Annotated in this window: 23 protein-coding genes and 1 riboswitch; of the genes, 11 read left to right on the forward strand and 12 right to left on the reverse strand. The window is 37.7% G+C overall.

Annotated elements, in window-relative coordinates; translation table 11 throughout:
- Positions 1-3: 3 nt before the first annotated feature.
- Together HX005_RS12990 and HX005_RS12995 are read left to right on the forward strand one after the other, a co-directional pair.
- Positions 4-690 (forward strand): response regulator, encoded by a 687-nt coding sequence (locus HX005_RS12990; protein WP_107008060.1) that lies wholly within the window; start codon positions 4-6, stop codon positions 688-690.
- A 198-nt stretch (positions 691-888) separates the two neighbouring features.
- Positions 889-1,194, forward strand: coding sequence for a hypothetical protein (locus tag HX005_RS12995; protein ID WP_286377671.1), 306 nt, complete (start codon positions 889-891; stop codon positions 1,192-1,194).
- Between the two features lie 6 nt (positions 1,195-1,200).
- Here HX005_RS12995 and HX005_RS13000 read toward each other — a convergent pair whose 3' ends face one another.
- From HX005_RS13000 to HX005_RS13030, 7 genes are all read right to left on the reverse strand, one after another.
- Complete coding sequence (locus HX005_RS13000) at positions 1,201-1,581, reverse strand: MmcQ/YjbR family DNA-binding protein (RefSeq protein WP_286377672.1); 381 nt, start codon at positions 1,579-1,581, stop codon at positions 1,201-1,203.
- 29 nt (positions 1,582-1,610) lie between these two features.
- A complete protein-coding gene (locus HX005_RS13005; protein ID WP_286377673.1) occupies positions 1,611-2,207 on the reverse strand; it encodes a L,D-transpeptidase family protein in 597 nt (198 codons plus the stop codon).
- A gap of 131 nt (positions 2,208-2,338) precedes the next feature.
- Entirely contained in the window at positions 2,339-3,781 is a 1,443-nt protein-coding gene (locus HX005_RS13010) for a protein adenylyltransferase SelO (protein WP_286377674.1), read from the reverse strand.
- A gap of 173 nt (positions 3,782-3,954) precedes the next feature.
- Positions 3,955-5,118: an acyl-CoA desaturase gene (locus tag HX005_RS13015; RefSeq protein ID WP_286377675.1), complete on the reverse strand. Its 1,164-nt coding sequence runs from the start codon at positions 5,116-5,118 to the stop codon at positions 3,955-3,957.
- Between the two features lie 340 nt (positions 5,119-5,458).
- The gene (locus HX005_RS13020; RefSeq protein WP_286377676.1) at positions 5,459-6,181 is read right to left on the reverse strand and encodes a glycerophosphodiester phosphodiesterase; all 723 of its coding nucleotides are present in this window, start codon (positions 6,179-6,181) and stop codon (positions 5,459-5,461) included.
- 200 nt (positions 6,182-6,381) lie between these two features.
- Positions 6,382-6,960, reverse strand: coding sequence for a cob(I)yrinic acid a,c-diamide adenosyltransferase (locus HX005_RS13025; protein WP_107008054.1), 579 nt, complete (start codon positions 6,958-6,960; stop codon positions 6,382-6,384).
- A 98-nt stretch (positions 6,961-7,058) separates the two neighbouring features.
- Positions 7,059-8,981, reverse strand: coding sequence for a TonB-dependent receptor plug domain-containing protein (locus HX005_RS13030; RefSeq protein ID WP_286377677.1), 1,923 nt, complete (start codon positions 8,979-8,981; stop codon positions 7,059-7,061).
- Positions 8,982-9,005: 24 nt separating this feature from the next.
- Positions 9,006-9,212: riboswitch (cobalamin riboswitch) on the reverse strand.
- Positions 9,213-9,334: 122 nt separating this feature from the next.
- Between HX005_RS13030 and HX005_RS13035 the strand changes: the two genes are divergently transcribed.
- The 8 genes from HX005_RS13035 to HX005_RS13070 all read left to right on the forward strand — a co-directional run bounded on the left by HX005_RS13035 (position 9,335) and on the right by HX005_RS13070 (position 16,942).
- Entirely contained in the window at positions 9,335-9,946 is a 612-nt protein-coding gene (locus HX005_RS13035) for a hypothetical protein (RefSeq protein WP_286377678.1), read from the forward strand.
- Between the two features lie 131 nt (positions 9,947-10,077).
- The gene (locus HX005_RS13040) at positions 10,078-10,728 is read left to right on the forward strand and encodes a phosphoribosylanthranilate isomerase (RefSeq protein ID WP_286377679.1); all 651 of its coding nucleotides are present in this window, start codon (positions 10,078-10,080) and stop codon (positions 10,726-10,728) included.
- The gene (gene trpB, locus HX005_RS13045; protein ID WP_286377680.1) at positions 10,712-11,956 is read left to right on the forward strand and encodes a tryptophan synthase subunit beta; all 1,245 of its coding nucleotides are present in this window, start codon (positions 10,712-10,714) and stop codon (positions 11,954-11,956) included. Before HX005_RS13040 ends, trpB begins: the two co-directional genes overlap by 17 nt.
- Before the next feature lie 147 nt (positions 11,957-12,103).
- Positions 12,104-12,613 (forward strand): DUF1543 domain-containing protein, encoded by a 510-nt coding sequence (locus HX005_RS13050; protein WP_286377681.1) that lies wholly within the window; start codon positions 12,104-12,106, stop codon positions 12,611-12,613.
- Between the two features lie 241 nt (positions 12,614-12,854).
- A complete protein-coding gene (locus HX005_RS13055; RefSeq protein WP_286377682.1) occupies positions 12,855-14,498 on the forward strand; it encodes a nitrite/sulfite reductase in 1,644 nt (547 codons plus the stop codon).
- Positions 14,491-14,976, forward strand: a complete 486-nt coding sequence (locus tag HX005_RS13060; protein ID WP_286377683.1) for a DUF934 domain-containing protein — start codon at positions 14,491-14,493, stop codon at positions 14,974-14,976. Before HX005_RS13055 ends, HX005_RS13060 begins: the two co-directional genes overlap by 8 nt.
- Positions 14,977-15,081: 105 nt before the next feature.
- Positions 15,082-15,435: a DMT family transporter gene (locus HX005_RS13065; protein WP_286377684.1), complete on the forward strand. Its 354-nt coding sequence runs from the start codon at positions 15,082-15,084 to the stop codon at positions 15,433-15,435.
- Between the two features lie 175 nt (positions 15,436-15,610).
- Complete coding sequence (locus HX005_RS13070; protein WP_286377685.1) at positions 15,611-16,942, forward strand: hypothetical protein; 1,332 nt, start codon at positions 15,611-15,613, stop codon at positions 16,940-16,942.
- 94 nt (positions 16,943-17,036) lie between these two features.
- Here the strand turns inward: HX005_RS13070 and HX005_RS13075 are convergent, their stop codons facing one another.
- Together HX005_RS13075 and HX005_RS13080 are read right to left on the reverse strand one after the other, a co-directional pair.
- A complete protein-coding gene (locus HX005_RS13075) occupies positions 17,037-18,212 on the reverse strand; it encodes a thiolase family protein (protein ID WP_286377686.1) in 1,176 nt (391 codons plus the stop codon).
- A 117-nt stretch (positions 18,213-18,329) separates the two neighbouring features.
- Positions 18,330-18,860, reverse strand: a complete 531-nt coding sequence (locus HX005_RS13080; protein ID WP_107008086.1) for a GspH/FimT family protein — start codon at positions 18,858-18,860, stop codon at positions 18,330-18,332.
- A 376-nt stretch (positions 18,861-19,236) separates the two neighbouring features.
- Between HX005_RS13080 and omp38 the strand changes: the two genes are divergently transcribed.
- The gene (gene omp38 / locus HX005_RS13085; RefSeq protein ID WP_286377687.1) at positions 19,237-20,265 is read left to right on the forward strand and encodes an outer membrane protein Omp38; all 1,029 of its coding nucleotides are present in this window, start codon (positions 19,237-19,239) and stop codon (positions 20,263-20,265) included.
- Positions 20,266-20,397: 132 nt separating this feature from the next.
- Here omp38 and HX005_RS13090 read toward each other — a convergent pair whose 3' ends face one another.
- The 3 genes from HX005_RS13090 to HX005_RS13100 form a co-directional block, all read right to left on the reverse strand.
- Complete coding sequence (locus tag HX005_RS13090; protein WP_286377688.1) at positions 20,398-21,603, reverse strand: RtcB family protein; 1,206 nt, start codon at positions 21,601-21,603, stop codon at positions 20,398-20,400.
- Between the two features lie 410 nt (positions 21,604-22,013).
- On the reverse strand, positions 22,014-23,477 hold the full coding sequence (locus tag HX005_RS13095) for an amino acid permease (RefSeq protein WP_286377689.1): 1,464 nt from the start codon (positions 23,475-23,477) through the stop codon (positions 22,014-22,016).
- Positions 23,477-24,511 carry a methyltransferase gene (locus HX005_RS13100; protein ID WP_286377690.1) on the reverse strand — a complete coding sequence of 345 codons (1,035 nt, stop codon included), beginning with the start codon at positions 24,509-24,511 and terminating at the stop codon, positions 23,477-23,479. Before HX005_RS13100 ends, HX005_RS13095 begins: the two co-directional genes overlap by 1 nt.
- Between the last annotated feature and the right edge of the window lie 15 nt (positions 24,512-24,526).

Genomic DNA, 24,526 nt, shown 5'->3' on the forward strand with positions numbered 1-24,526 from the left:
AGCATGAAACATATTATGCTTGTAGAAGATGAAGTGGAACTTGCACAGTTAGTGCGAGATTATCTTGAAGCAGCAGGCTTAGAAGTCAGTATGTTTCATGATGGGCAAGAAGCATATGATAGCTTTTTGCAACGTAAGCCAAGTTTGATGATTTTGGACTTGATGGTGCCGCGTATGGACGGCTTAACGATTTGCCGTAAAGTACGTGAACAATCTGACTTGCCCATTATTATGGTCACTGCCCGTACTGAAGAAATTGACCGTGTTTTGGGGCTAAATATGGGCGCAGATGATTATGTATGTAAGCCATTTAGCCCTAAAGAATTGGTGGCACGTGTACAAGCTGTTTTACGTCGTTTAGAGCGTAAAGCTGAGCCTGAGGAAAATAACTTATTCCGTATGGATAAAGCACAACAACGTATTTGGTATCAACAAAAATCGTTGAATTTAACACCAACTGAATTTCGTTTATTAGAGTTATTCTTAGAACATGTCGGACAGGTTTATTCTCGTGCACAACTTTTAGACCATATTAATCCTGATAGTTTTGATGTTGCTGACCGTGTTATTGATAGTCATATCAAAAACTTACGTCGTAAAATATCGGATGCTGCGGAAACAGGAAACCGTCATGAATGGGTGCAAGCAGTTTATGGTGTAGGCTACCGTTTTGAATATCCAGAAGATTAAAAAATTTACAAACTGAAACATATATTGTGGATAGACACAGGTTTATCCACAGTTTTTGGGTATAAAAGTGTATAACTCTTCTTAAAAAATGATCATTTAAAACGGGAGAGAAGATAAAAATATCAGCTAAAAACTTTGTTTATTTTGCGATTATAAAAATTAATTTAACCATTTTTACATTATAAATAAGAGTATTGAATGTCAAATCCATCAGATTATTATCATCTTCGTCGATTTCTTGCAGTACTGTGTTTTCTGTCAGCATTTGGCTGTTTGATTGCATTTTTTAGTACAGGTTCGCAGCATTATATTTTGCTTGTTATTATGGTCATCCTGTTTGTTTTAACCTATTTTATTGTGCCATATTCACAAGGGAGACGAAGTTGGAAATCTGATGTAGCACAAGAAGTTCTACTTGATCAGTGGTTTATTGAAGGATTTTTTCATATTTTTGTTTTTTTAATTCGTATTGTGATTTCTTTCGTTCGACACATTGTAAATTAAAAAAAATTATTGAATAGCTGCATGTATTGCGAGTGCTTGTTTTTGTTTTTTAGTCAGTTGCTCTGTCACCAACTGATACGATGTTTTGACTAAATCTTCGATCAACTGTGCATCAATTTTTTCACCTGCATAGACTGAAATCCAATGTTTTTTATTCATGTGATAGCCCATTTTGATAGAAGGATAGAGTTCACGTAAAATTTCAGATTGTTCAGGTTGTACTTTTAAATTGACAAAAATTTGTCCCTGTGCGGTAGATGTGAGTAAGAAAATTTTATTCATGACTTTAAAAACATGGATATCTTCACCAAAGGGATAACTTAATTCAGCAAGTACTTGCTGAGTGGCAATTTGCATTGCATATTGTTGAATTTCAGATTCATTCATGCGAAGTTCCTATATTGAGTACATATCATTTATGGATAAATCGTGATGATGGTTCCATCATCCACCAATTTCCAGATTTCATCCATATCTACATTGCGTACCGCCATACAGCCCCATGTCCAGTCATTACGAGGTAAATAATCCATCAATTTCGGTAATTTTTCTACTTGAGCTGTTGTCGCCGAACCATGAATCATAATATCACCGCCTGCGGAAACGCCCAGTTGTTTGGCTTTAGCTTGATCCTGCGCATTGGGATAAGAAACATGTAGAGATTTATAAAAAGCACTTTTCGGATTACGCCAATCTAAAACGTATTGTCCCTCAGGGGTTTTTCCATCACCTTCTTGGACTTTATGCCCAATCGGTTCAAAACCTAAGCGCATAGGATAGTCACGGATGACTTGCTTGTGATGTAATAATTGAATGTGACGTGCTGATTTATAGGCTTTAACTTCAGTGATGGGCGTTTCTTGGCGAATTTTATTGATTTCAGTTGGTGTTAAATTTTGTACATGAATCGCAGATGTTTCAGTAGGTAAATAGCGGGCATATTTTTGATAAACCAATATTCCTATGATAATTAGAAGCAAAAAGAAAATGAAAAATATAATTTTTTTATTCATTGTTAAAATAACTTATCGATCTAATCAATATTTTACAAAAAATAAAAGCTTATGTTGTGGTGATATTGTTTAAATTTTCTTTTAAATGACCAAGGGTAGGACAAGCTACCCATTGGCAAGTTAACATTTATTTATGATGAACAACTGACCATCACTTCAGGCACATCACTTGGTAATGGTGCTAAATCTTGCGCTTTTTCCAAATCGACTTGTTTGCTGAACGGTTGACTGAGTAATTTAAACAGACGATCGACTTCTGAAAAATCACCACGTTCCGCGAGTTCGATTGCTGTTTGTGCCATATGGTTGCGTAAAATATACACAGGATTGGCTTTAAACATTGCTGCATCAAGTTCGTCAGTCTCTTGATTTGTTCGAATACTTTCATATTGTGCCAAAAACTCTTCAAACTGACGACGATCCAGACAATCATCTTTAATGGCTTCATATTCTTTGCGTTGCAGACGAAGAAAACTTTCGGTGTAATCGAGTTGCTCAGTTTGTAAAACTCTTAAAAATGCCATACCACAATCAAAACTATCTTTATGAAAACTTGGCAGTCCGAGTTTTTGACATAAACCATGCGTGTAATATTCTAAAAATGTGGGTTCAAAATGTTCTAAGCAATCAGCAAGATCTTGTTTAAATTGTTCTTTGTTTTCAGGTGCTGCCAAAGGAATTAAATTGTTGAGCCAATTCCATAAATTCCAATGGGCGATACTTGGTTGGTTTTGGTAGGTATAACGACCATTATAATCACTGTGATTATTGATCCAATTCGGGCGGAAACGCTCCATAAAACCATAAGGGCCAAAGTCTAAAGTTGAACCTGTAATATTTAAATTATCGGTATTCATCACACCGTGGGCAAACCCCACCAATTGCCATTTGGCAATCATGATGGCTGTGTTTTGAATGACTTTAGTGGCAAATGCCAAAATAGGATTTTCAGCTTTTAAACATTCAGGATAATGCCATTCAATGCATTTTTCGGTAAATTCTTTGAGTAGTTCAGGTTGGTATTGATTGATCCATTCAAAATGCCCCAAACGAATATGACAGTCAGACGTGCGGAGCATCATTGCGCCAAGTTCCAGTTTTTCACGCTGTACGCCTTGTTCAGATGTCGTGAATCCGACAGAATTACTCGAAGGTACACCAAGCGCATCCAGTGCATGACCTGCCAGATATTCACGGATGACAGAGCGCAGTACTGCACGACCATCACCCATACGAGAGTAGGGCGTTGAGCCTGCACCTTTTAAATGCAGATCAATTGTTTGATTGTTGTTATTTAGAATCTGAGCAATCAGTAAGCCTCGTCCATCACCAAGTTGTCCTGCCCATTGTCCAAATTGATGTCCTGCATAGACCATTGCCAGAGGATGAAACTCAGGAAAGGTTTTTTGTCCGCTACAGATTTCAACCCACTCAGCTTTTTCATCTTCTGACCACTGTAACTCATCTGCCAAAGCTGTATTGAAATGTCCTGCTTTTGCACCTTTGAGGGGAGAGGGCATCTGCTCATGATAGAGTTTTGGATTTAAGGATGGATAGCGAGAGTTGAATTGCATAGTCAGTCATCAAAATGGTTTTATCTGACTATAACAAAGTTATAGGATAAGCTGTGCAAAATAGAAAAGAATGACAACATGATTGAACACGTGGAAGTAGAGCAATTGCCAACTTTTGCTAAATATAATAAAGAAAAGCCCCATTTCGGAGCTTTTCAATCATTTAAAAACCATTAAGATACAGTGGTTTTTTTAATATTACGCATTAAGGTTTCTAAACGTGAACGGTGAAAACTTAATTTTTGTTCAACCAGTTGGAAATCAACTTTTAATTTCCCATCCATTTGATGAAGCTTTTCAGCCATTGACGCTTTTTTCGCTTGAAGCTCTTGCTCTTTTAAAGCCGCCCAGTCATTTAAAGTATGGGTAAATGCTTCATATTCCTGTGCAACTTTTTGTTTCATCGCTAAAATATCAGCATTTACATCATGCCCGTAAACAGCTAAATCTTGCTGTGCATATTTAAAACGCATTGCCAATTCAGCTTTTTTAATATTAAAGCTTGGAATACGACGTAAATTTTTTGCTAAGCCGACTTTAGAGCAAGACCAGATGAGCCATTTTGTTGGATCATATTGCCACCATTTCACACCATTACGATAATCGTACTGAAAAATGTGATGATAGTTATGATAACCCTCCCCCCATGTTGCAATTGCAAGAATGAAGTTATCACGTGCTGTATTTTCATCTGTATAAGGGCGTTTACCCCACATATGACACAATGAGTTGATGAAGAATGTCACATGATGACTGAAAATCAGACGCAATAAGCCACCAAGCAGTAAGACACCCCACATATCACCAACAGCCCAACCAATAGGCAATAAGATTGCAGCATGAACTGCAATGACAAGAGGAATATAGTATTTATGTTGGAACATTACTAATTTGTCATTGAGTAAATCGGGTGCATTTTTATAGTTGGGTTCTGCTGCTGGATAATTACGAAGCATCCAGCCAATATGTGCATACCAAAAACCATTGTTAATAGAATATGGGTCTTGATCAACGTCATCAACATGACGGTGATGAGTACGATGTCCTGAAGCCCAGAACAAAATACTATTTTGAATGGCAAATGTTCCCATAATCATTAAAATGATTTTAAGTGGGAGAGTCGCTTCATAAGCACGATGTGCCCACAAACGATGATAACCTGCAGTAATGCCTAAACTGCTTAAACCGAGTAAAACAAATAAACTGATCCAAGCTGCTATACTAAAATCATGGTGCCAAGCATAGAAAGGAATCGCGATCAGTGCAACGATAGGCAAAAAAACTAACGCAAAAACACCGATCCAGTTAATTGGGGCTTTGGGTAGGGGAGCATTCATCTCCAACAGCACTCCTAAAAACCTTAAAATAGTAGGTAGAAAATAAATACAGCCGACTATTTTTTTTGAGGCTGTAGTGTGTGAATATTAACATGCTAAAATAGTTATTCACCAGCATTATTGTACAACTGTATTGTACAAAACAGTAACAGAATAAATCGTATTTTTGGTGGGTTTGATCGAAAAAAATGAATTAAGAATCTTTTGAAAAATTAAGTAATTTTATGTCGGTAAAAGGTGAGTAAATACGACCTTTATCATTGACTTAAACAATAATATCGCATTTATGTTTTTTAAAAAGTTGAAGAAATAAACAAATCTTCAACAAATTTTGAAGCTTTTATTTGATTTGTTGTAATGCGGTTTGCATGAGTTTTGGAAAATCGGTAATTAAACCATGAACGCCAAGTTCACGTAAGTGTTGTGCTCGCTCAATTTCATTCACCGTCCAAATACTGATATTTAAATTTGCTTCTTGGGTTTTTTTGATGATCTGATCGGTTGCGAGCTGATTCATCCAACCCATTTGACAACACTTTAATGAGATTGCCTGTTCAATCGCCTGTTCACCAATATCGTCTTCTATCAGCAAGCCATGTCTAAAACGACTTTTTTGCAGCAGCAGTGCTTGATGAATTTTTAGATCAAAACTGGTAATAATAGCTGTTTGCTCAAAACCCTGTAATTGTTTTTCCAGTTCAATGACCAGCATTTCAGCGTGTTGCTCGGTTTCAACAGCTTTAACTTCGACTTCTAAGTGTTCAAAGTCGTGCATAATCTTTAAGCTTTGCTTGAGCGTTGGCGTGATTTGCTTTTCCCAATCCATCCAAATATGCGCTTGGTTATAGCTTTCAAGCTCTGTACTGTTTAATGCGTATAAAGGTTGATCTGTGCCTGTAGTACGCAGAAAATTGTCATCATGCATAACAATCAATTCACGGTCTTTGAGTTGTCGAACATCAAACTCAACAGCACGAATACCTAAGTCATGAATGTATTGGAAACCTGCTAATGTATTTTCAGGTGCTTCGCCACGTGCGCCACGATGTCCGATGATTTTCATAATGAGCCCTGTTTGGTCAATCTAACGAGAAAGATGATTGTTGTTCTGCCGAGAATATTCAATAGAGATGATTAAATTTCTTGTATGTCGAGTTGTCATTGATATTGAATTTATAATGGAAGTTCCCTCTCCTTTTAAAAGGAGAGGGCTAGGGAGAGGACTGCTATAAAGAATCCCACCTAATTTATATCAATTTTCGATCAAATCGTCTCATTAATATTTTTTTGCCATAGCACTTCACTGCCACCTTCAGCACGTTGTAAGGTACGTGATGCCACAAAGAACCAGTCAGACAAACGGTTGAGCAGTTGTAAAGCTGTTGCTTGAATATTTTGGTCGCGTGTATGTACCGTCATTAAGCTGCGTTCTGCACGACGACAAACAGATCGCGCTTGGTGTGTATAACTACATACGATTGTTCCAGACGGAAGAATGAAATCTTTGAGCATTGGCAAATCTTCATTCATACGGTCAATTTCTTTTTCTAAAAACTCAACACAAATCGGTTGAAGCATGGTGTAGTTTGGAATACAGACTTCACCACCTAAATCAAACAACCAGTGTTGAATCAGGCTTAATGATTTGTCCCAATGTGCTTTATTTTCAATCGTACTGAGTGCGATTTGCGAGCGTAATACACCAACAATGGAGTTCAGTTCGTCGACATCACCCAATGCAGCAATACGTAAGTCATCTTTAGCGACACGAGAGCCATCCCCCAGACCTGTAGTGCCTGAATCACCTGTACGAGTATAAATTTTACTTAAACGATGTCCCATGTGAGTTCCTTGAAAGTTTAAAATTTAAGGCTGAAATTAAAAAAGGATAATGCCATAGTCATGACATTATCCTCAAAGTTTTGTTGCTTTAAATGCTTTTAGTATTTAAATGTAACACCGACTGAAGCTTGACGCCCTGTATTGATATACCAATCATTTGCAGGGTATGTGTTTAATACTTCGCGATATTCAACATCACCAATATTTTGGATGTTGGTGAAAAGCTTCACATTTTTTGTCGTATTCCAGTAAGCATTTAGGTCTACAGTGGCATAGCCCGGAACACGCAAGGTATTTTGAGTGTCTGCATAAGCTTTCGCACGCGCGATGAGAGATGCACTGATCCCATATGTTGCATTTTCCAAACCTGTGCTTAGGGTTAGGGTTTGGCGAGGACGATAGACAAGCTCTTTACCGTTCTCTTTATTTTCAGAGTCTACAAAAGCATAGGCAGTTGATAAAAATAAATCATCTTGATGCCATTTCACTTCTACTTCACCGCCAGTAAATTTAGCTTTGTTAATATTCATGTTTTGACTGACAGGGAATGTATTTACATAGTCGCCATCGCATGTTGCAACACAAGTATAGGTAATTAAGTTTTTAACTTCAGTGTGATAAGCAGAAAGGCTCGTGCTGATATTTGCATTGATGTCATAATCAAAACCAAGTTCATAAGAAATACTTTCCTCAGGTTTTAATTGATCATTGCCGCCCCATTGTGAATACATTTCATTTAATGTTGGCGCACGGAAAGCACTACCAATGTTGGCATATACACTAGCATTGGGTAAGAAGTGATAGCGAATAGCACCTTGACCTACAGTATGAGTACCAAAGCGTTCATTATCTTCTACACGCGCACCAATTTGAGTATCAAAACGATCATTTTTAAACTGATGCTGTACATAATAACCTGTGCTTTCAACACTTTGGTCATTGTTGACAATCGTATTACTTTGGTAGTTCGCATCATTATAAGTCGCACCAACCAAGATATTTTGGTTTGGCGTAAATTTCCACTTAAGGTTTAAATCACCTTCATTATTTTCAGTATTATAATGTGAGGCATACGCAGGGACATTTTGCTTGTCTTGAACATTGGCATAATGTGCATTTAAGATCAAATTGGGCAGAATGTTATAAGCAACTTTGGCATTAATCACGCGGTTCTCAAACTCACGCGCTGCTGTGTTGACAATATAGTCATTACTAAAAATATTTGTGCCTTTATTTTCACTGATCGAAGCTGAAGCATCTACAACATTATCTTGGCTATAACCAAATTTTGCATTATAACCTTTTTGGTCATAACTGGCTTTTTCGCCTTTAGGTTGGCTTTCAAAAATACGAGTACCATCACTTTCAAGACGTTGTCCACCGACTTGCGCATAGAAACCTTGATCGCTGACCAAGCTTGCTTTTGCAATGGTTTTGTAAGTCTGGTTTTCGCCATAAATTCCTGTAAGTTCCGCACCTGATTGTGTTGGTTTCTTAGAAATTAATTGAACGACACCGCCAATAGCATCACTGCCATATTGTACAGAAGCAGGACCTTTTAAGATTTCAATTTGTTGTATGTCGGAAGTATCTAAAAATGCAGGATATAAAGGACCTAACTCATTTTGACTATTGAGACGCGCACCATCTTTTAAAACCAAAGTATGAACAGATTTCATTCCACGTAAACCAATTTCAGAAATTTGCCCCATGCCACCACTTTGCTTGATGTAAACGGTAGGGTCACGTTGAATAACATCCGAAACATTCAGAATAGGGTTTTTCTGAATGGTTTTTTCATCAATCACAGTAATGCGTGCAGGAACATCTTTAATATTTTCTGCTGAACGTGTTGCTGTAAAAACAATTGTATCTAAAGTTGAAACTGGAGTTGACTCAGATGAAAGAGAATCGGTTGCGAAAGCGGTAGAAGAAATCCCCATCGCAACAGCGACAGCACCTACAAGCGTCGTAGGTTTAAAAGTTGTAAGTTTAGCAACAACAGACATGATATGCTCCATACATTCACTCCCCGTGAATGATTGAGTTAAAGGGCACAACAAGCAGGTATCCGGACTTAAATATAGGGTGGCAGACCCGTATTATTCCACCTTCCCACAATGAATCATTGCAGTGGCGTAAACCTAAGGATTTATAAAGAATAATATTTCATTTTACCGTTGCGGGGGCAGTGTTGGATTTGCACCAACTTCCCTGAGCCTAAGCTATAGACTTGTTGCATTTGCGCGCAGTATAGTTGTGGTGAAAATAACTTACAAGATCAACATAAATACACTACAGCATTACATTTGAAAATTATGAATATATTCAGACTGAGTGAGATTGTCAGTATTCACGTGATGGCAGGAAAACGATGAAAGCAGCAATCGTGCATCTTGTTTGGTTGGTGCTGATTTATGCTGTGGCACATTCACAAAGAACAGTTGTGTCTGAACGTCCTCAATCTCCTCCTCTACACAGCGCAGCGCCAAAAACTCATACAGAACCATCAAAGCCACATGTTGAGCTTCGGAAACATCCACATTCTACAGAAGCATTATCCTCTGATGTAAATACAAATGAACATCCGCAAGCTGCGGTGACTGCGGTAAATCATTTGCCTACCATAGAGCCAGAATTTCCTCCAGAGCCTAAACAGAAAGTTGAGATTTTACATCTTGAAAATAATATGAGGACTTATGATTGTCAGGGGCAAGCGGTGCGATTATTTGCATCTGATGCTCAACTTCAATTTACAGGATATTGTCCATATTTAGTGATCAGTGGTCCAAATTCAAAAATTCAAGCAGATCGTGTACAGGTGCTCAAAGTCTATGGACCTGATACCCTTGTTTCGGTGAATGCCGTTGATTTTATTGATGTGGTCGCACCGAATTCAACAGTGTATTATGGACGTGAATTGAATAACAGTGCGCGAGTTAAAAGCAAAGTTTCTGGTCCAAACTCAATTGTACAAAGGCGCTAGTATCAATGTTAAACATAGATTGTTTTTTGTATGGTCATAGTTTTCAGCAAACAGTTGAAAATTGCATTACAATGATTGCGCTAAAATAGAGATAACATCTATTTTATAAAATCGAATTAGAGTCAAAATCTATGCGTACCCGTGCCAAAATCTGCGGAATTACCCGCATTCAGGATATTCAGTCTGCTGTACAGGCAGGCGCAGATGCGATTGGTTTTGTATTTTTTGAACCCAGTCCACGTTATGTATCTGCTCTGCAAGCGAAGCCATTGGTACAGGCAATCCCACCTTATGTCAATATTGTCGGACTTTTTGTCAATGCAAGCGCAGAAGAAATCGCACAAGTACTGAAACAAGTACCACTTGATATTATTCAATTTCATGGTGATGAAACGCCTGAACAATGCCAGCAGATTGCTCAATTCAATCAACGCCGTTGGTATAAAGCGATTCAAATCAAAGCTGACATGGAAAATTCTGAGATTATTGCGACAATTCAGCAATATCAACAGGCAGGTGCAAGTGCTATGCTCCTCGATGCATGGCATCCAGAATTAAAAGGGGGAACCGGACACAGTTTTGACTGGTCACAGTTCCCTAAACTCGATATTCCTTTGATTTTGGCAGGTGGCTTAAACCCTGACAATGTTGAAGATGCAATACACACGACACAGGCGTATGCTGTAGATGTCAGTGGCGGCGTCGAAGCCGCAAAAGGTATTAAAGACCAGCAACTCATTGAAAAATTTATGCAAGGAGTCCAACGTGGATCAGCAAAATGATAAGCAAAATAGCCAAGTGATCGACTATACCCAGTTCCCTGATGAACGTGGGCATTTCGGTATTCATGGCGGACGTTTTGTGTCAGAAACGCTGATGGCAGCATTAGAAGATTTAGAAAAACTTTATTTTCGGATGAAAGATGATGCCCAGTTTTTGGCAGAGTTTGATCGTGATTTGGCATACTATGTCGGTCGCCCAAGCCCTTTATATTATGCTGAACGATGGTCAAAAGAGTTGGGTGGTGCACAAATTTATTTAAAACGTGAAGACTTAAATCATACAGGTTCTCATAAAGTAAATAACACCATTGGTCAGGCACTGCTTGCTAAACTTTCAGGCAAAAAACGTATTATTGCCGAAACAGGCGCAGGTCAGCATGGTGTTGCAACTGCAACCATCGCAGCACGTTTGGGACTTGAATGTGTCGTGTTTATGGGTGCAGAAGATGTTAAACGTCAAGCGATGAATGTGTATCGTATGCGTTTACTCGGTGCAACTGTTGTACCTGTGGAAAGTGGTTCAAAAACATTAAAAGATGCCATGAATGAAGCGATGCGTGACTGGGTAACCAATGTTGATTCAACCTATTATGTGATTGGCACAGTGGCAGGTCCGCATCCATATCCGCAATTGGTTCGTGACTTCCAGTCAATTATTGGTCGTGAAGCACGTAAGCAAATTCAAGAGCAAGCAGGGCGTTTACCTGATGCATTGGTTGCATGTGTTGGTGGTGGTTCAAATGCGATGGGCTTATTCTATCCATTCTTAAACGATCAAGATGTGAAAATGTACGGTGTTGAAGCCGCAGGTTACGGCATTGAAACAGGCAAGCATTCTGCACCATTAAATGCAGGTCATGTGGGTGTGTTACATGGTAACCGTACTTACCTCATGTCAGATGAGCAAGGTCAAATCATTGAAACACATTCAATTTCTGCGGGTCTGGATTATCCGGGTGTAGGTCCTGAGCATAGTTTCTTAAAAGATATGCACCGTGTGGAATATGTGCCAATCAATGATACTGAAGCACTGCAAGGCTTCCGTGATTTAACGCATATTGAAGGGATTATTCCTGCACTTGAAAGTTCACATGCGATGGCTTATGTGACCAAACTTGCACCGACTATGAATAAAGATCAAATCATCATTGCGACTGTTTCAGGTCGTGGCGATAAAGATTTGATGACTGTTGCGCGTATTGATGGCGTAGAAATGGTGGAGATGTAAAACTCCTTCCTAAGCCCTCTCCTTGGGGAGAGGGTTGGGAGAGGGGGAGTTTTAAAGTTTCTCATTTTAATCCCCCCTTGCGGAGCATGCTCCTCACCTTTTTCAAAGGGGGACTTTTTTTTGCAGAAGCTTTCATAGAGATTGAAAATGTCAAATTTATTTATCGTCATGCTCGGTGGTCGTCATGCACGTGCCAATACCGAAGTGCATGATGTGGTGCTTGCTGTGGGAGATTCACTTGAGGCTGTTTATCCACAATTGAAAAATGCATGGTTTGGTGAGCAAAAAGGTTTACATATTGACGCTTGGATGAAAGTTTCAGGTCTTGAATTTGAAAATAAAAAATATCAAATCCAATTGAGCAATGCACAGCCCAATGCAACTGAGCAAAAGTTGTGGCTGATCAATCTTGGTGGTTACGATGCCCGTGAATTTGGTGAGTTGCATCGTTATGTTTTGGTGGTTGCTCAAGATTCTGCAACTGCAAAAGAAAAAGGTAAACAGTATTTTGCAAGCCATTGGCAAAAACAACATACAGACCGTGTGTTGGATGTTGATGATTGTATTGCGATTGATCATGTACATGGACGTTATGTGCAATTGCGTGAAGGCGATTTCGCACAAGGACAGTGGGAGAATACCTATTTAACACTTTGAATTGTCATATAACAGCCGTGATAACAGTGAAATTATTCTTATCACAAATACAGATAAGCAATGAAGAAAAATATCAATACTGTAAATAAATTAGTGAAATGTTTTCAAAGCATTGCTGCTCATGTCTTTGCAATATGCTTATCAATAAAACCGCTATGAAATATGTAAAAAAAGCATTTCGCTGATAGATCAAATCTCGCTATATTGTGCATCGTTATAATGAAACTACTAGCTGTACGCCATGTATTTATATACTGATTTCGATCAACAATTGATCAATGAACGTGTTGCACAATTCCGTGATCAAACGGAACGTTATTTAGCGGGTAAACTCACTGAAGATGAGTATCGTCCATTACGTCTACAAAATGGTTTATACGTACAACGCTATGCGCCGATGTTACGTATTGCTGTGCCATACGGTTTGATGAACTCCAACCAATTACGCAAAGTTGCTGAATTGGCTCAGGAATTTGACCGTGGTTATGCACACGTTTCAACCCGTCAGAATATTCAGTTTAACTGGCCTGCATTGGAAAATGTACCTGATATGCTTGCTGAACTTGCGACAGTTCAAATGCATGCGATTCAGACTTCAGGGAACTGTATCCGTAACACCACCACTGACCAATATGCAGGTGTGGTTGCAGGTGAAGTTGCAGATCCACGTCCAACGTGTGAATTGATCCGTCAATGGTCAACATTCCATCCTGAGTTTGCATTCTTGCCACGTAAGTTCAAAATTGCGGTATCGGCTTTGGCTGAGATTGACCGTGCAGCAGTATCTTTCCATGATATTGGCGTGTATTTAACGCGCAACGAAGCTGGCGAATTAGGCTACAAAATTAAAGTAGGCGGTGGTTTAGGACGTACGCCAATCATCGGTTCAATGATCCGTGAATGGTTACCACGTGAAGATTTAATCGCTTATCTTGAAGCGGTACTTCGTGTCTATAACTTACATGGTCGCCGTGACAATAAATATAAAGCACGTATTAAGATTTTGGTTAAAGCATTAACACCTGCGGTATTTGCTGAAAAAGTCGAAGCAGAATTTGCTGAAACCATTAAAACCTTGAAAATTGATGCTGAAACTTTGAAGAAAATGGATGAAGAATTCACACCATTTAACTATCAAAACTATGCAGATGAAGATTTCACAGCACAATTTGCAGAACATCCAAAATTCAAACAATGGTTCAATATCAACACCAATGCCCATAAAGTGACAGGTTATCGTATCGTGACGATTTCACTGAAACGTGCTGGCGTTGCACCGGGTGATATGACTACTGAAGAAATGAATTTGATTGCTGATCTTGCAGACAAATATACCTTCGGTGAGTTACGTACCACACACGAACAAAACATTTCATTGGTGGATGTACCACAGAAAGATTTGTTTGAATTGTGGCAAATCCTTGAACAAAATAACCTTGCTCGTGCGCATATTGGTTTCATTACCGATATTATCTGCTGTCCGGGTGGTGATTTCTGTTCATTGGCAAATGCAAAATCGATTCCAATTTCAGAAGCGATTTCACGTCGTTTTGATGACTTGGATACAGTATATAATTTGGGTCATATTGACTTAAATATCTCAGGTTGTATGAATGCCTGTGGTCATCACCATGTTGGTAATATCGGAATCTTGGGTGTAGACAAAAAAGGCGCTGAATTCTACCAAATTACACTTGGCGGAAATGCAGACCATGATGCTTCAATCGGTGACATCTTAGGACCATCATTTGCAGCTGAAGTTGTGCCTGATATTGTTGATGAAATTTTAAATACTTATCTTGACCTGCGTAACGAAGGTGAAGAGTTTATCGAAACTTATCGCCGTGTTGGCATTCAACCATTTAAGGAGCGCGCATATGCTTAATACAGCACTTCAAGTCCTCTCTAAAGATGGCACGATTGCAGACAACACTTACCAAGTGATTGGCGAAGAGGGTGTATTACCACAAGGTGACGTACTTTTAACTGTAGAACAGTTGGATCAGATTGCCAATGTCAAAGGTAAAAAAGCCTTGTTCATTACAGTGGATGCATCGCCTGAAGTGAATCAATTTCCACTTGAGCAACTTGACGCAATTTTTATTGATTTTGCAGGCTTTAATGATGGTCGTGGTTATTCATTTGCTGCGCTGTTACGCCGTCAAGGTTACCAAGGTGAGCTTCGTGCCACAGGTGATGTCTTTAAAGATGTATTGAACTACATGAAGCGTTCAGGTTTTGATACTTTCGTCATTAAAGAAGGTAAAGATATTACTGAGGCGGCTGCGGGTTTAAATGATTTTAAAAATCCGTACCAAGCGTCAACAGCTGTACCAAAAGCGCATTATCAAACTGGTGCTTAATAAAATAACTTAATATTTAAAGCTGGACTTCGGTTCAGCTTTTTTGTATTTATGCGCTGCATATTTTTTCATTGATACATTTAAAATAAAAAAGGATTTCACCTCATGATGACTTTATTTTCAAAAATTAACTCTGGAGTATTTTGGCTTTTAATTGCTATTGCTACAGACGTTTTATCGACTTTTTATTCGGCAAAGGGCAATGGTTTAGTCAATAAACTTGATCAAGGTATTGCTCTGGTTTTGTATATTATTTCTTTTGCATGTGCTGCTTATGCGTTGAAATTTATGCAAGCAGGTATTCTATATGTGTTGTGGTCAGGGATTGGTGTGATTGCAACAGCACTTTTGGCAAAAGCTTTTTTAGGACAAAATATTGATTTGGCAGGTTGGCTGGGCATTGCTTTTATTACGATTGGTTTAATGATTATTGCTCAGTTTTCAAATATTAATGTGTGATATCGCTTTTCATTTATAACTATGCTAAGAATAGAAAAAGCCGATATAAAATTAGAATATGTTGAAATTTTTTAAAAACCTTTTACAGATAAATAAAGCAGATCCTATTGTGATACCTCAGACTAGCGTAAAAAATGATGCCAAATCTGAGATAAAACATGAGCTTCAGGAAGTAATGCCAGAGAATAATGAAGATCATTATTTATATGGTTTTACTCAGAATAAACTTTCAGATTTTGAAATTAAGCTATATAAGTTAAGATCTTATGATGGTTTTACCAGACAAAGAATGCTTGAGCATCTAAAGCATTGTTTTGATGCGGAACTTTTTCCACACTTACTTGAGCGTTTAAGTGATTATGTTGAAATTAATCGACAATTAGCTGCTCAACATATGTTGAAATGGAGTGAGCATGCAGAGTTTTCTCAATTATGTGTACATCATTTTCTCATCATTGCGACTTTACAAAATCGGGATCGTACAGAGCCAGAAGCATTTAAGCTTTTATTATTAGAAGTTTCCAAGCAAACACATTTTTTTTCAGAGGTATTTAGCAAGCAACAAGGTGTGTTGCCACGAACTTTATTAAAATTTATTTTACAATATCAATGGGTTGATAAGGAAAAGCTATTTGAGGTATGTCGTTTGGCAAAAGATCAACAGGTACGTAAATACTGGCTTGATGAGATTATTCAGAATCAAACAGAGGCTGAGCTTTTACAAGAACTAAAACAGAGTAAATTGAAAGATGTGCAATATCAATTGTTTGATCATTTATATCAAAATAATGCTTTAGCTTTAGAGGATCTAATCCTATTTTGGAAGAGTAAATTTCCTAGCATGATGGATTATGCATATTTTGCACTTCGACAAAAAGCTTTTAATTTTGATCAATATTTTATTGAAAATCCTATTAAAAACTTAACTCGTTCTGATGCAATTATTCAGGCAAAACAATGGATATTACTTAAAGGAGATGATCAGACTTTCTTTGAAATTTTGAAGAAAATAGATTCAAAAGATATTATAAACGCTTATATTTTTAAAGCGCTGAAACAACAATATTTGAATATTGAACAGTGTTTAAAATATTATCAAAACACACAACAAAAGATTGAGTTTTGGTACTTGATAAAACTCAAAAAAATCACACAACAGCAAATGAATACTGATGAAATTCAGCAGTTTATATGCTTAATTGAGCCTGAAATTTTGTTTATACAAAGATTAAGTCTTATTGAACATCATGGTATTTGGGATCAATTGTATTGGCTTGTATTACAAAAACAACATATAAAAAATTCACAGGATCAGGCGTTTTTTGATCAGTTTGTTGAGTGCCATTTACATGATCTTCATTATGCAATTTATGGTGCGCAATGGACAGCTTCACAAAGACAGGAAATGGCATTGCTTTTGCCAACTTTTGTGCAGTCTTATCCTCAAATTTTTGCTAAACCTGAAGTGGAAAAAATTTTAAAACCTTATCTATGTAATGAAATTTAAAATATTCAAACAAGATTTCACGAAAAGAAAGCAAGATAAAAAATCCCTGATAAACAGGGATTTTTTATTAAAAGCAGACTGATTTATTCAGAAATTATAAAATCTCGATCGCAACTGCAGTTGCTTCACCACCACCGATACACAGTGCTGCAACACCTTTTTTACCGCCAGTGCGTTTTAACGCATGAATCAATGTCAAGATAATACGTGAACCTGTAGAGCCGACAGGATGTCCTAGCGCACAAGCACCACCATTGATATTGACTTTTTCAGCATCTAATTTGAAGTCATCAATTGGGCACATAGTGACCATCGCAAATGCTTCATTGATTTCCCATAAATCAACATCTTGAGCAGTCCAGCCTGCTTTGTCTAAAACTTTTTGAATCGCACCTACAGGCGCAATAGTAAATTCAGACGGATGCTGTGAATTTGAAGCATAAGCAACAATTTTAGCAAGAGGCTGTAAACCTTTTTCTGCTGCAAGTTCAGCAGAAGCTAAAACTAAAGCTGAAGCACCATCTGAAATTGAGCTGGCATTTGCAGCAGTGATCGTACCATCTTTGGCAAAAGCAGGACGTAGGCTCGGAATTTTTTCAATATTAGCATTGAAAGGTTGTTCATCTTTATCAATGACCACATCGCCTTTACGACCAGAAACAGTGACAGGAACGATTTCGTCAGCGAAATAACCTTCAGTAATAGCTTTTTGCGCACGTTGTAAAGAACGGATTGCAAATTCATCCATTTGCTCACGGGTATAACCACGTGTATTTGCCATATCTTGTGCAAAAGAACCCATTAGGCGACCTGTTTCAGCATCTTCTAAACCATCAAAGAACATATGATCTTTGACTTCGCCATGACCCATACGAAAACCACCACGTGCTTTTGGTAGTAAGTACGGTGCATTGGTCATAGATTCCATACCGCCCGCAACGATAACATCAGCAGAGCCAGCTTTGATCGCATCAGCAGCTTGCATGACGGCTTTCATACCAGAACCACAAAGTTTATTGATGGTTACAGCGCCAGTTGAATCAGGAAGACCTGCTTTACGCATCGCTTGACGTGCAGGACCTTGTTTTAAACCTGCTGGAAGTACACAGCCCATAATGACTTCTTGTACATCGCTTGCTTCTAAGCCTGCACGAGCAATAGCTTCTTTAATGGTTACAGCACCTAAATCTGGCGCTGTAACACTTGCTAGACTTCCTTGAAATCCGCCCATTGCGGTACGTGCACCATTGACAATTACGATGTCAGTCATTGTTGTATTCTCCAATTCACTTGTTGTTGATTATTTCCAAAGCCTAAGCAGTATATAAAAAAAAGATATAGAATAAAGAAGAAAGTCTATAGAACTCTAGACGCTAGAGACTAGTTTTTAGCATGTTATAGTTGGAATCTGATTTAAAATTGCCATTTTGCCTAATTTAAAACGTAAATGTTGGTTAGGATTATCTAAACTACAATAATAAAAACTTCCCAAAGCACCTCGATTTAAGCCAGTATCACCCTGAAAAGAAATAATTTTTTGATGGGTAATGTTACCATTCCACTTTAAGCGACCAAATTTTAGATTTGTGGTGGTTTGTTGGAGTAAAAGCTCATTTGTGTCACGTATCTTATTATTATTTCGATCAATAAAAACTAAAATACCCCTATTCCACTGATCATCTTGACAAAATTGTAAGTCTTGAGATGAGCAAATCGCAACATGACTATGATGTAAAATTGCATTATTTCTTGCAAATTTAATATGTTGGTCAAGTAAAGGAAATATATTACGTCTTTCTTGGTCACGACGATTTTGAAGGAAGTGTGGAGCGGCTAAAGAGGCGATTATTGCTAAGATACAGATGCAAATAATCAGTTCGAACAAAGTCAAACCTTGTTGTTTACAATATAAATACATGATTAAATCTACTTTTTAATTATTTATGTTTATGAATTTAAATATTTTTCTATTTTTTTACACAGTTAAGAGCAACTTTGTAAAATATGTATTACTATCGTATTGTTTTGCTGTTAAAATATAGAAAGTGAAAAGAGTAAGGTATTCACAAATATAATCGAGTAAAAAATTACCGAATTACAACGGAAATTGTAAGTAATTTTGTCAATAATAAGCTTGATTAAAGTTATCAAGCACTTGGAAAAACTCTCAAGTGTTTGTATGATTCAACGTGAGTAGCTTAAAAATAATACTGGGGTATATAGAAGCTTATCTCAGGAAGCCAAAAAATTTTAGGCTGAGTTTGAACAACAATTGTTATCTCTGGAGGATATCCATGAAATTGAGTCGTATCGCACTTGCTATGCTTGTTGCTGCGCCATTAGCTGCTGCTAACGCTGGTGTAACTGTAACTCCTTTATTAGTCGGTTATACATTCCAAGACACAGAGCACAACAACCGTAACTTAACAAATAGCCATGAATTACAAGATGACTTATTTGTTGGTGCGGCTCTTGGTGTTGAATTAACTCCATGGTTAAGTGCAGAAGTTGAATATAACCAAGTTAAAGGTGATGTAGATCCAAACGCTGGTGAATACAAACAACAACAAATCAACGGTAACTTATTAGTTACTTCTGATTTAATCACTAAAGACTATGACAGCAAAATCAAACCTTACGTATTAGTAGGTGCTGGTCACTATAAATACGATTTTGATGCGCCTGCATTGAAATATCGTGATGGTGAAGAAGGTACTTTAGGTAATGCTGGTGCGGGTGTATTCTGGCGCTTAAACGATGCTTTGTCTCTTCGTACAGAAGCTCGTGCTACTTATAACATCGATGAAGATTTCTGGAACTATACAGCTCTAGCTGGTCTTAACGTTGTTCTTGGTGGTCACTTGAAACCTGCTGCTCCTGTAGTAGAAATTGCTCCTGTTGAGCCAGTTGCTCCAACTCCAGTTCCACCTGCTCCACAAGAAATCACTGAGCCGCTTAACCTAGAGCTTCGTGTATTCTTTGATACAAACAAATCTAACATCAAGCCGCAATACAAAGGTGAAATCGCTAAAGTAGCAACTGCTTTAAATGAATTCCCGAATGCGACTGCACGTATCGAAGGTCACACAGATAACACTGGTCCACGTAAGTTGAACGAACGTTTATCTTTAGCTCGTGCTAACTCTGTTAAATCTGCTCTTGTAAGCGAATTCAACATTGATGCATCTCGTTTGTCTACTCAAGGTTTCGCTTGGGATCAACCGATTGCTGACAACAAAACTAAAGAAGGTCGTGCTATGAACCGTCGCGTATTCGCTGCGATCACTGGTAGCCGTACTGTTCTTGCTCAACCAGCTCAATAATATTGAGTAACTGAGTGATAAAAAAACGACTCTTCGGAGTCGTTTTTTATTGCATAGATTAAAGTAAAATTTAAAACCCCAATAAATCAGCATTTATTGGGGTTTTTTAGAGCTAAAAATACCTGTTTTAACTTAGCCTTTGATACACATCACTTGTTTTAAGGTATGTACAACTTCAATTAAATCTGTTTGGTTTGCCATTACTTCATCAATATCTTTATAAGCACTTGGAATTTCATCAACCACGCCTTTATCTTTACGGCATTCAATTCCTTCAGTTTGTGCAATTAAATCTTGTTGATTAAACAAATTCTTGGCTTTACTTCGGCTCATTTTTCGTCCTGCACCATGAGAGCAAGAGCAGAAAGAATCAGGATTACCTTTACCTTTCACAATAAAAGATTTTGCTCCCATTGAGCCAGGAATAATGCCATATTCATCTATACCTGCACGAATTGCACCTTTACGTGTTACAAAAACCTCTTCACCAAAATGCACTTCTTTCTGTACATAATTATGATGGCAGTTAATTGCTTCTTTAGTCATTTGAAAGCTTGGTAAAAGAGGGCGAATTGCTTCTAAAATGAGCCGCATCATTTCACGTCGGTTTTCATAAGCATATTCTTGTGCCCATTCTACAGCTTCAAAATAGTCATCAAAACTATCTGAACCTTCAGCAAAATAAGATAAGTCTTTATCAGGTACATGCCCAAAACGACTTTGTGCTTCTTTCTTAGCACGTTCAATAAAGTATGTGCCAATGACATTACCCAGTCCTCGACTACCTGAATGTAACATCACCCAAACATCATCATTTTCGTCTAAACAGAGTTCAATAAAATGATTACCACCACCTAAAGTGCCAATCTGTTTTTGCCATGTTGAATCAAAATGACGCAACATACGTTTTAAAGCGGGATGCTTGTCTGTAATCAGTTTTAAGCGTTTTTCTAAAGGTGTTAATGTGGATGCTTTGGCTTTGATTTGCTTATGCATTTCAAAACCAACAGGAACTTTACGTTCAATTGCATTGCGTAAGGCACTTAAATTATCAGGCAATTGAGCTGCTTTTAAGCTTAAGCGCATCGCATTCATACCACAGCCGATATCGACACCTACTGCTGCAGGGATAATTGCATTTTTAGTTGGAATAACACTGCCAACAGTTGCACCTTTGCCTACATGCACATCTGGCATGACAGCAATGTGAGAGTGAATAAATTGCAATTGTGCCATTTTGCGCAATTGAGTCATGCTTTCTTCATCAATATCTGTGGTATAAATTTTTACAGGAACGCCATAATCTGCTCTAGCGTTCAAAATTTTTTGTATGCCCATTTTAATTTCTCTAAGCAATTTTATCATTTGTCCGAATATTCTAAATACTTGATTTTTCAAGCATAAAAAAACCTAGCGAATGCTAGGTTTAGAATCTTGGCATTCGGACACTTTTTGGCAACAAGTGTCCGTGAGCGACATCTTGCTGTATTAGTTTGTTGTATTTTCCAATGTCAGCATGATGATGTCCTCCTATAAAATCTTTTGGAAAAAGATGAATCGAATTTTGCGCCATTTTAGAACTTAAATTAAATCTGTCAAGAATATTTTATTTAATATTTTTTTGTTGGTGATAACTTAATGTTTTTATTTGATTTAAAAATAATAATGAATACAAAATTTTATACTGTGAATAAATACAATGACAAAAAAACCTCATTAAAAAATGAGGTTCTTATGTTTAATTTAAATTATTCTTTATCTAAATCAAATGGTTTTACGTCCATTTCTTGATAAGAAATCAACTTAGTTTTGTGCTTCCATTTATAACCTAACCAAATAACCAAAAATAATGGAATACTGATATAAGTCGATAAAACTGATCCCCATTCTCCTGCTAAAAAGGCTTGATAGTTTTGTCCTAAAACCACAATAGTACAAAGAATGAAGGCAAACCACGGTGCAAATGGGAAAAATTTCGCTGTATAGGCTAACTCTTTTAATTGATAGCCTTGTGCTAAATAACCTTTACGAAAGCGATAATGCGAAATTGCGATACCTAACCAGACAATGAAACCACACATTCCAGACATGTTAAGTAGCCAAGTAAAAACCTGATTTTCACCAATAAATGTAGTTAAAAAACAAAAAGCTGCAATGAAAGTCGTCGCATAAAGAGCATTCATTGGAACGCCACGCATATCTAACTGAGCAAACCATTTTGGTGCACGACCTTGGCGAGCCATATCAAATAACATTCGTGTTGATGAATACATCCCTGAATTACCAGCGGACATAATTGCTGTTAAAATCACAGCGTTCATCAAACCTGCGGCAAACGCTAAACCTGCTTTTTCATATAAAAGTGTGAATGGTGAAAGGGTAATATTACCATCACCTTCAGCAGCAAGTGCTAAATTTGGATCCGTATAAGCAACTAATGTTCCAATAATGAAAATACATAAAATATAGAACAATAAGATACGCCAAAAGATTTGTTTAATGGCAACAGGAATTGTTTTTTTCGGATCTTTGGACTCTCCAGCCGCAACACCGACCATTTCAGTCCCTTGGAATGAAAACCCTGCAATCATGGCAACACCAACCAGTGCTTGGAATCCTCCAACAAATGGTGCTTCACCTATTGTCCAGTTTTTAGTAATAGACTGTGTTGGGTCTAACATGATTTTACCAATCATAAATAAACCAATCACAATGAAAAATACAATCGCAATGACTTTAACTAGAGAGAATAAAAACTCGCTTTCACCAAAACCTTTTACTGTTAATGCATTGATAAAAAAGATAATGGCAAGAAAGAGAGCACTCCACCAAAACCCGGGGATTTCAGGAAACCAAAATTTCATAATGAATTGGACAGCAACCAATTCAAATGCAACCGTAATCGCCCAGTTGTACCAATAGTTCCAGCCTAGTGCAAAGCCGAAACCTTCTTCGACATATTTACTGCCATAAGTAAAAAAAGCACCTGATGTTGGATTATGGGTTGCAAGCTCGCCTAAGCTGGTCATGAGGAAATAGATCATCACTCCGATCAACGCGTAGGCAAGTAATGCTCCTCCGGGACCAGCAGTTGCAATCGTTTGACCTGATGCAAGAAATAAACCTGTACCAATAGAACCGCCAATAGCGATCATATTTAAGTGTCGAGCGCCGAGCTTACGCTGAAGTTGAGGATGATCTTTTCCGCTCATTATTCTTCCTTAAGATTTTTTTTAGTGTTGGCAAATAACACTTTAAAACCTTGTTGATCTGCTTTGGTTGTACATTGACCAAAACTTTGTTCAATAAGTAATGGGTAATTTAGAAAGCGATTTGCCACAATCCATAATTCACCACCTGATTTTAAATGTCGTTTTGAACTTTTGCACAGGTTTTCGCTGGCATTGTAATCAGTCTGAATACCTTGGTGAAATGGTGGATTACTCACGATAGCATGTAAAAAGAGTGGAGCATCATCAATGCCAGTCACTGCTTTAATTTCAAGCTGTTCTAAAGGTAATTGGTTTTTTTCAAAAGTCATTTGCGTAGAGGCTAAAGCAAAAGCATCAGCATCTAGTGCAAAAATACGATTTTTAGGGTTGATTTTAGACAGATATGCACTGATTACGCCAGAACCACAACCGAAGTCTGCAATTTTCCCAGAAGTCACTTTTGACAAATGCGGCAATAAAACAGCAGTCCCAACATCTAAGCGATTTTGGCTGAAAACACCTGGAAGTGCACAAATGGTGAGCTCTCCAGCAGGTGTGGCAACTTGATAGGTTTGCGCCCATGCTTCAAGTGTTTTTGCAACAACAGTTTTATCTGTAGTGAGTTGCCACATTTGACAATGCCGAGCACTGTCTAATTTAATCGCTTGACCATAAGGCTGTAACTGTTTGGCTGCACGTTCAACGCCTCCTTTTTTTTCACCAACTAAAAAAATTGATGAAGCAATTGGAAGACGGCTGACAACGTGGTGTAAAACGTAATTCAGTAATTCTTTAGATTTTGGAACAAAAATCACTGCCTGATCAAAACCAGATTCAGGTAGATCTGTACCAAAATGTACTTCTGTATTTTGCTTTATAAAATATTGAAACTCATTAAAGTTCCATGTCCAAAACGTTGCTTGGATATCAGCAGCTAAATGCGAATGTAAGTCATCCGTTGGTGCATTGATGAACAATACACGTCCAGAGAGATAGTCATGTTGTCGAATAACAACTTCACTTCTAGGCTCCATATTCACCACCCATTT

Source organism: Acinetobacter sp. R933-2 (assembly GCF_030325485.1).
Taxonomy (GTDB): domain Bacteria; phylum Pseudomonadota; class Gammaproteobacteria; order Pseudomonadales; family Moraxellaceae; genus Acinetobacter; species Acinetobacter sichuanensis.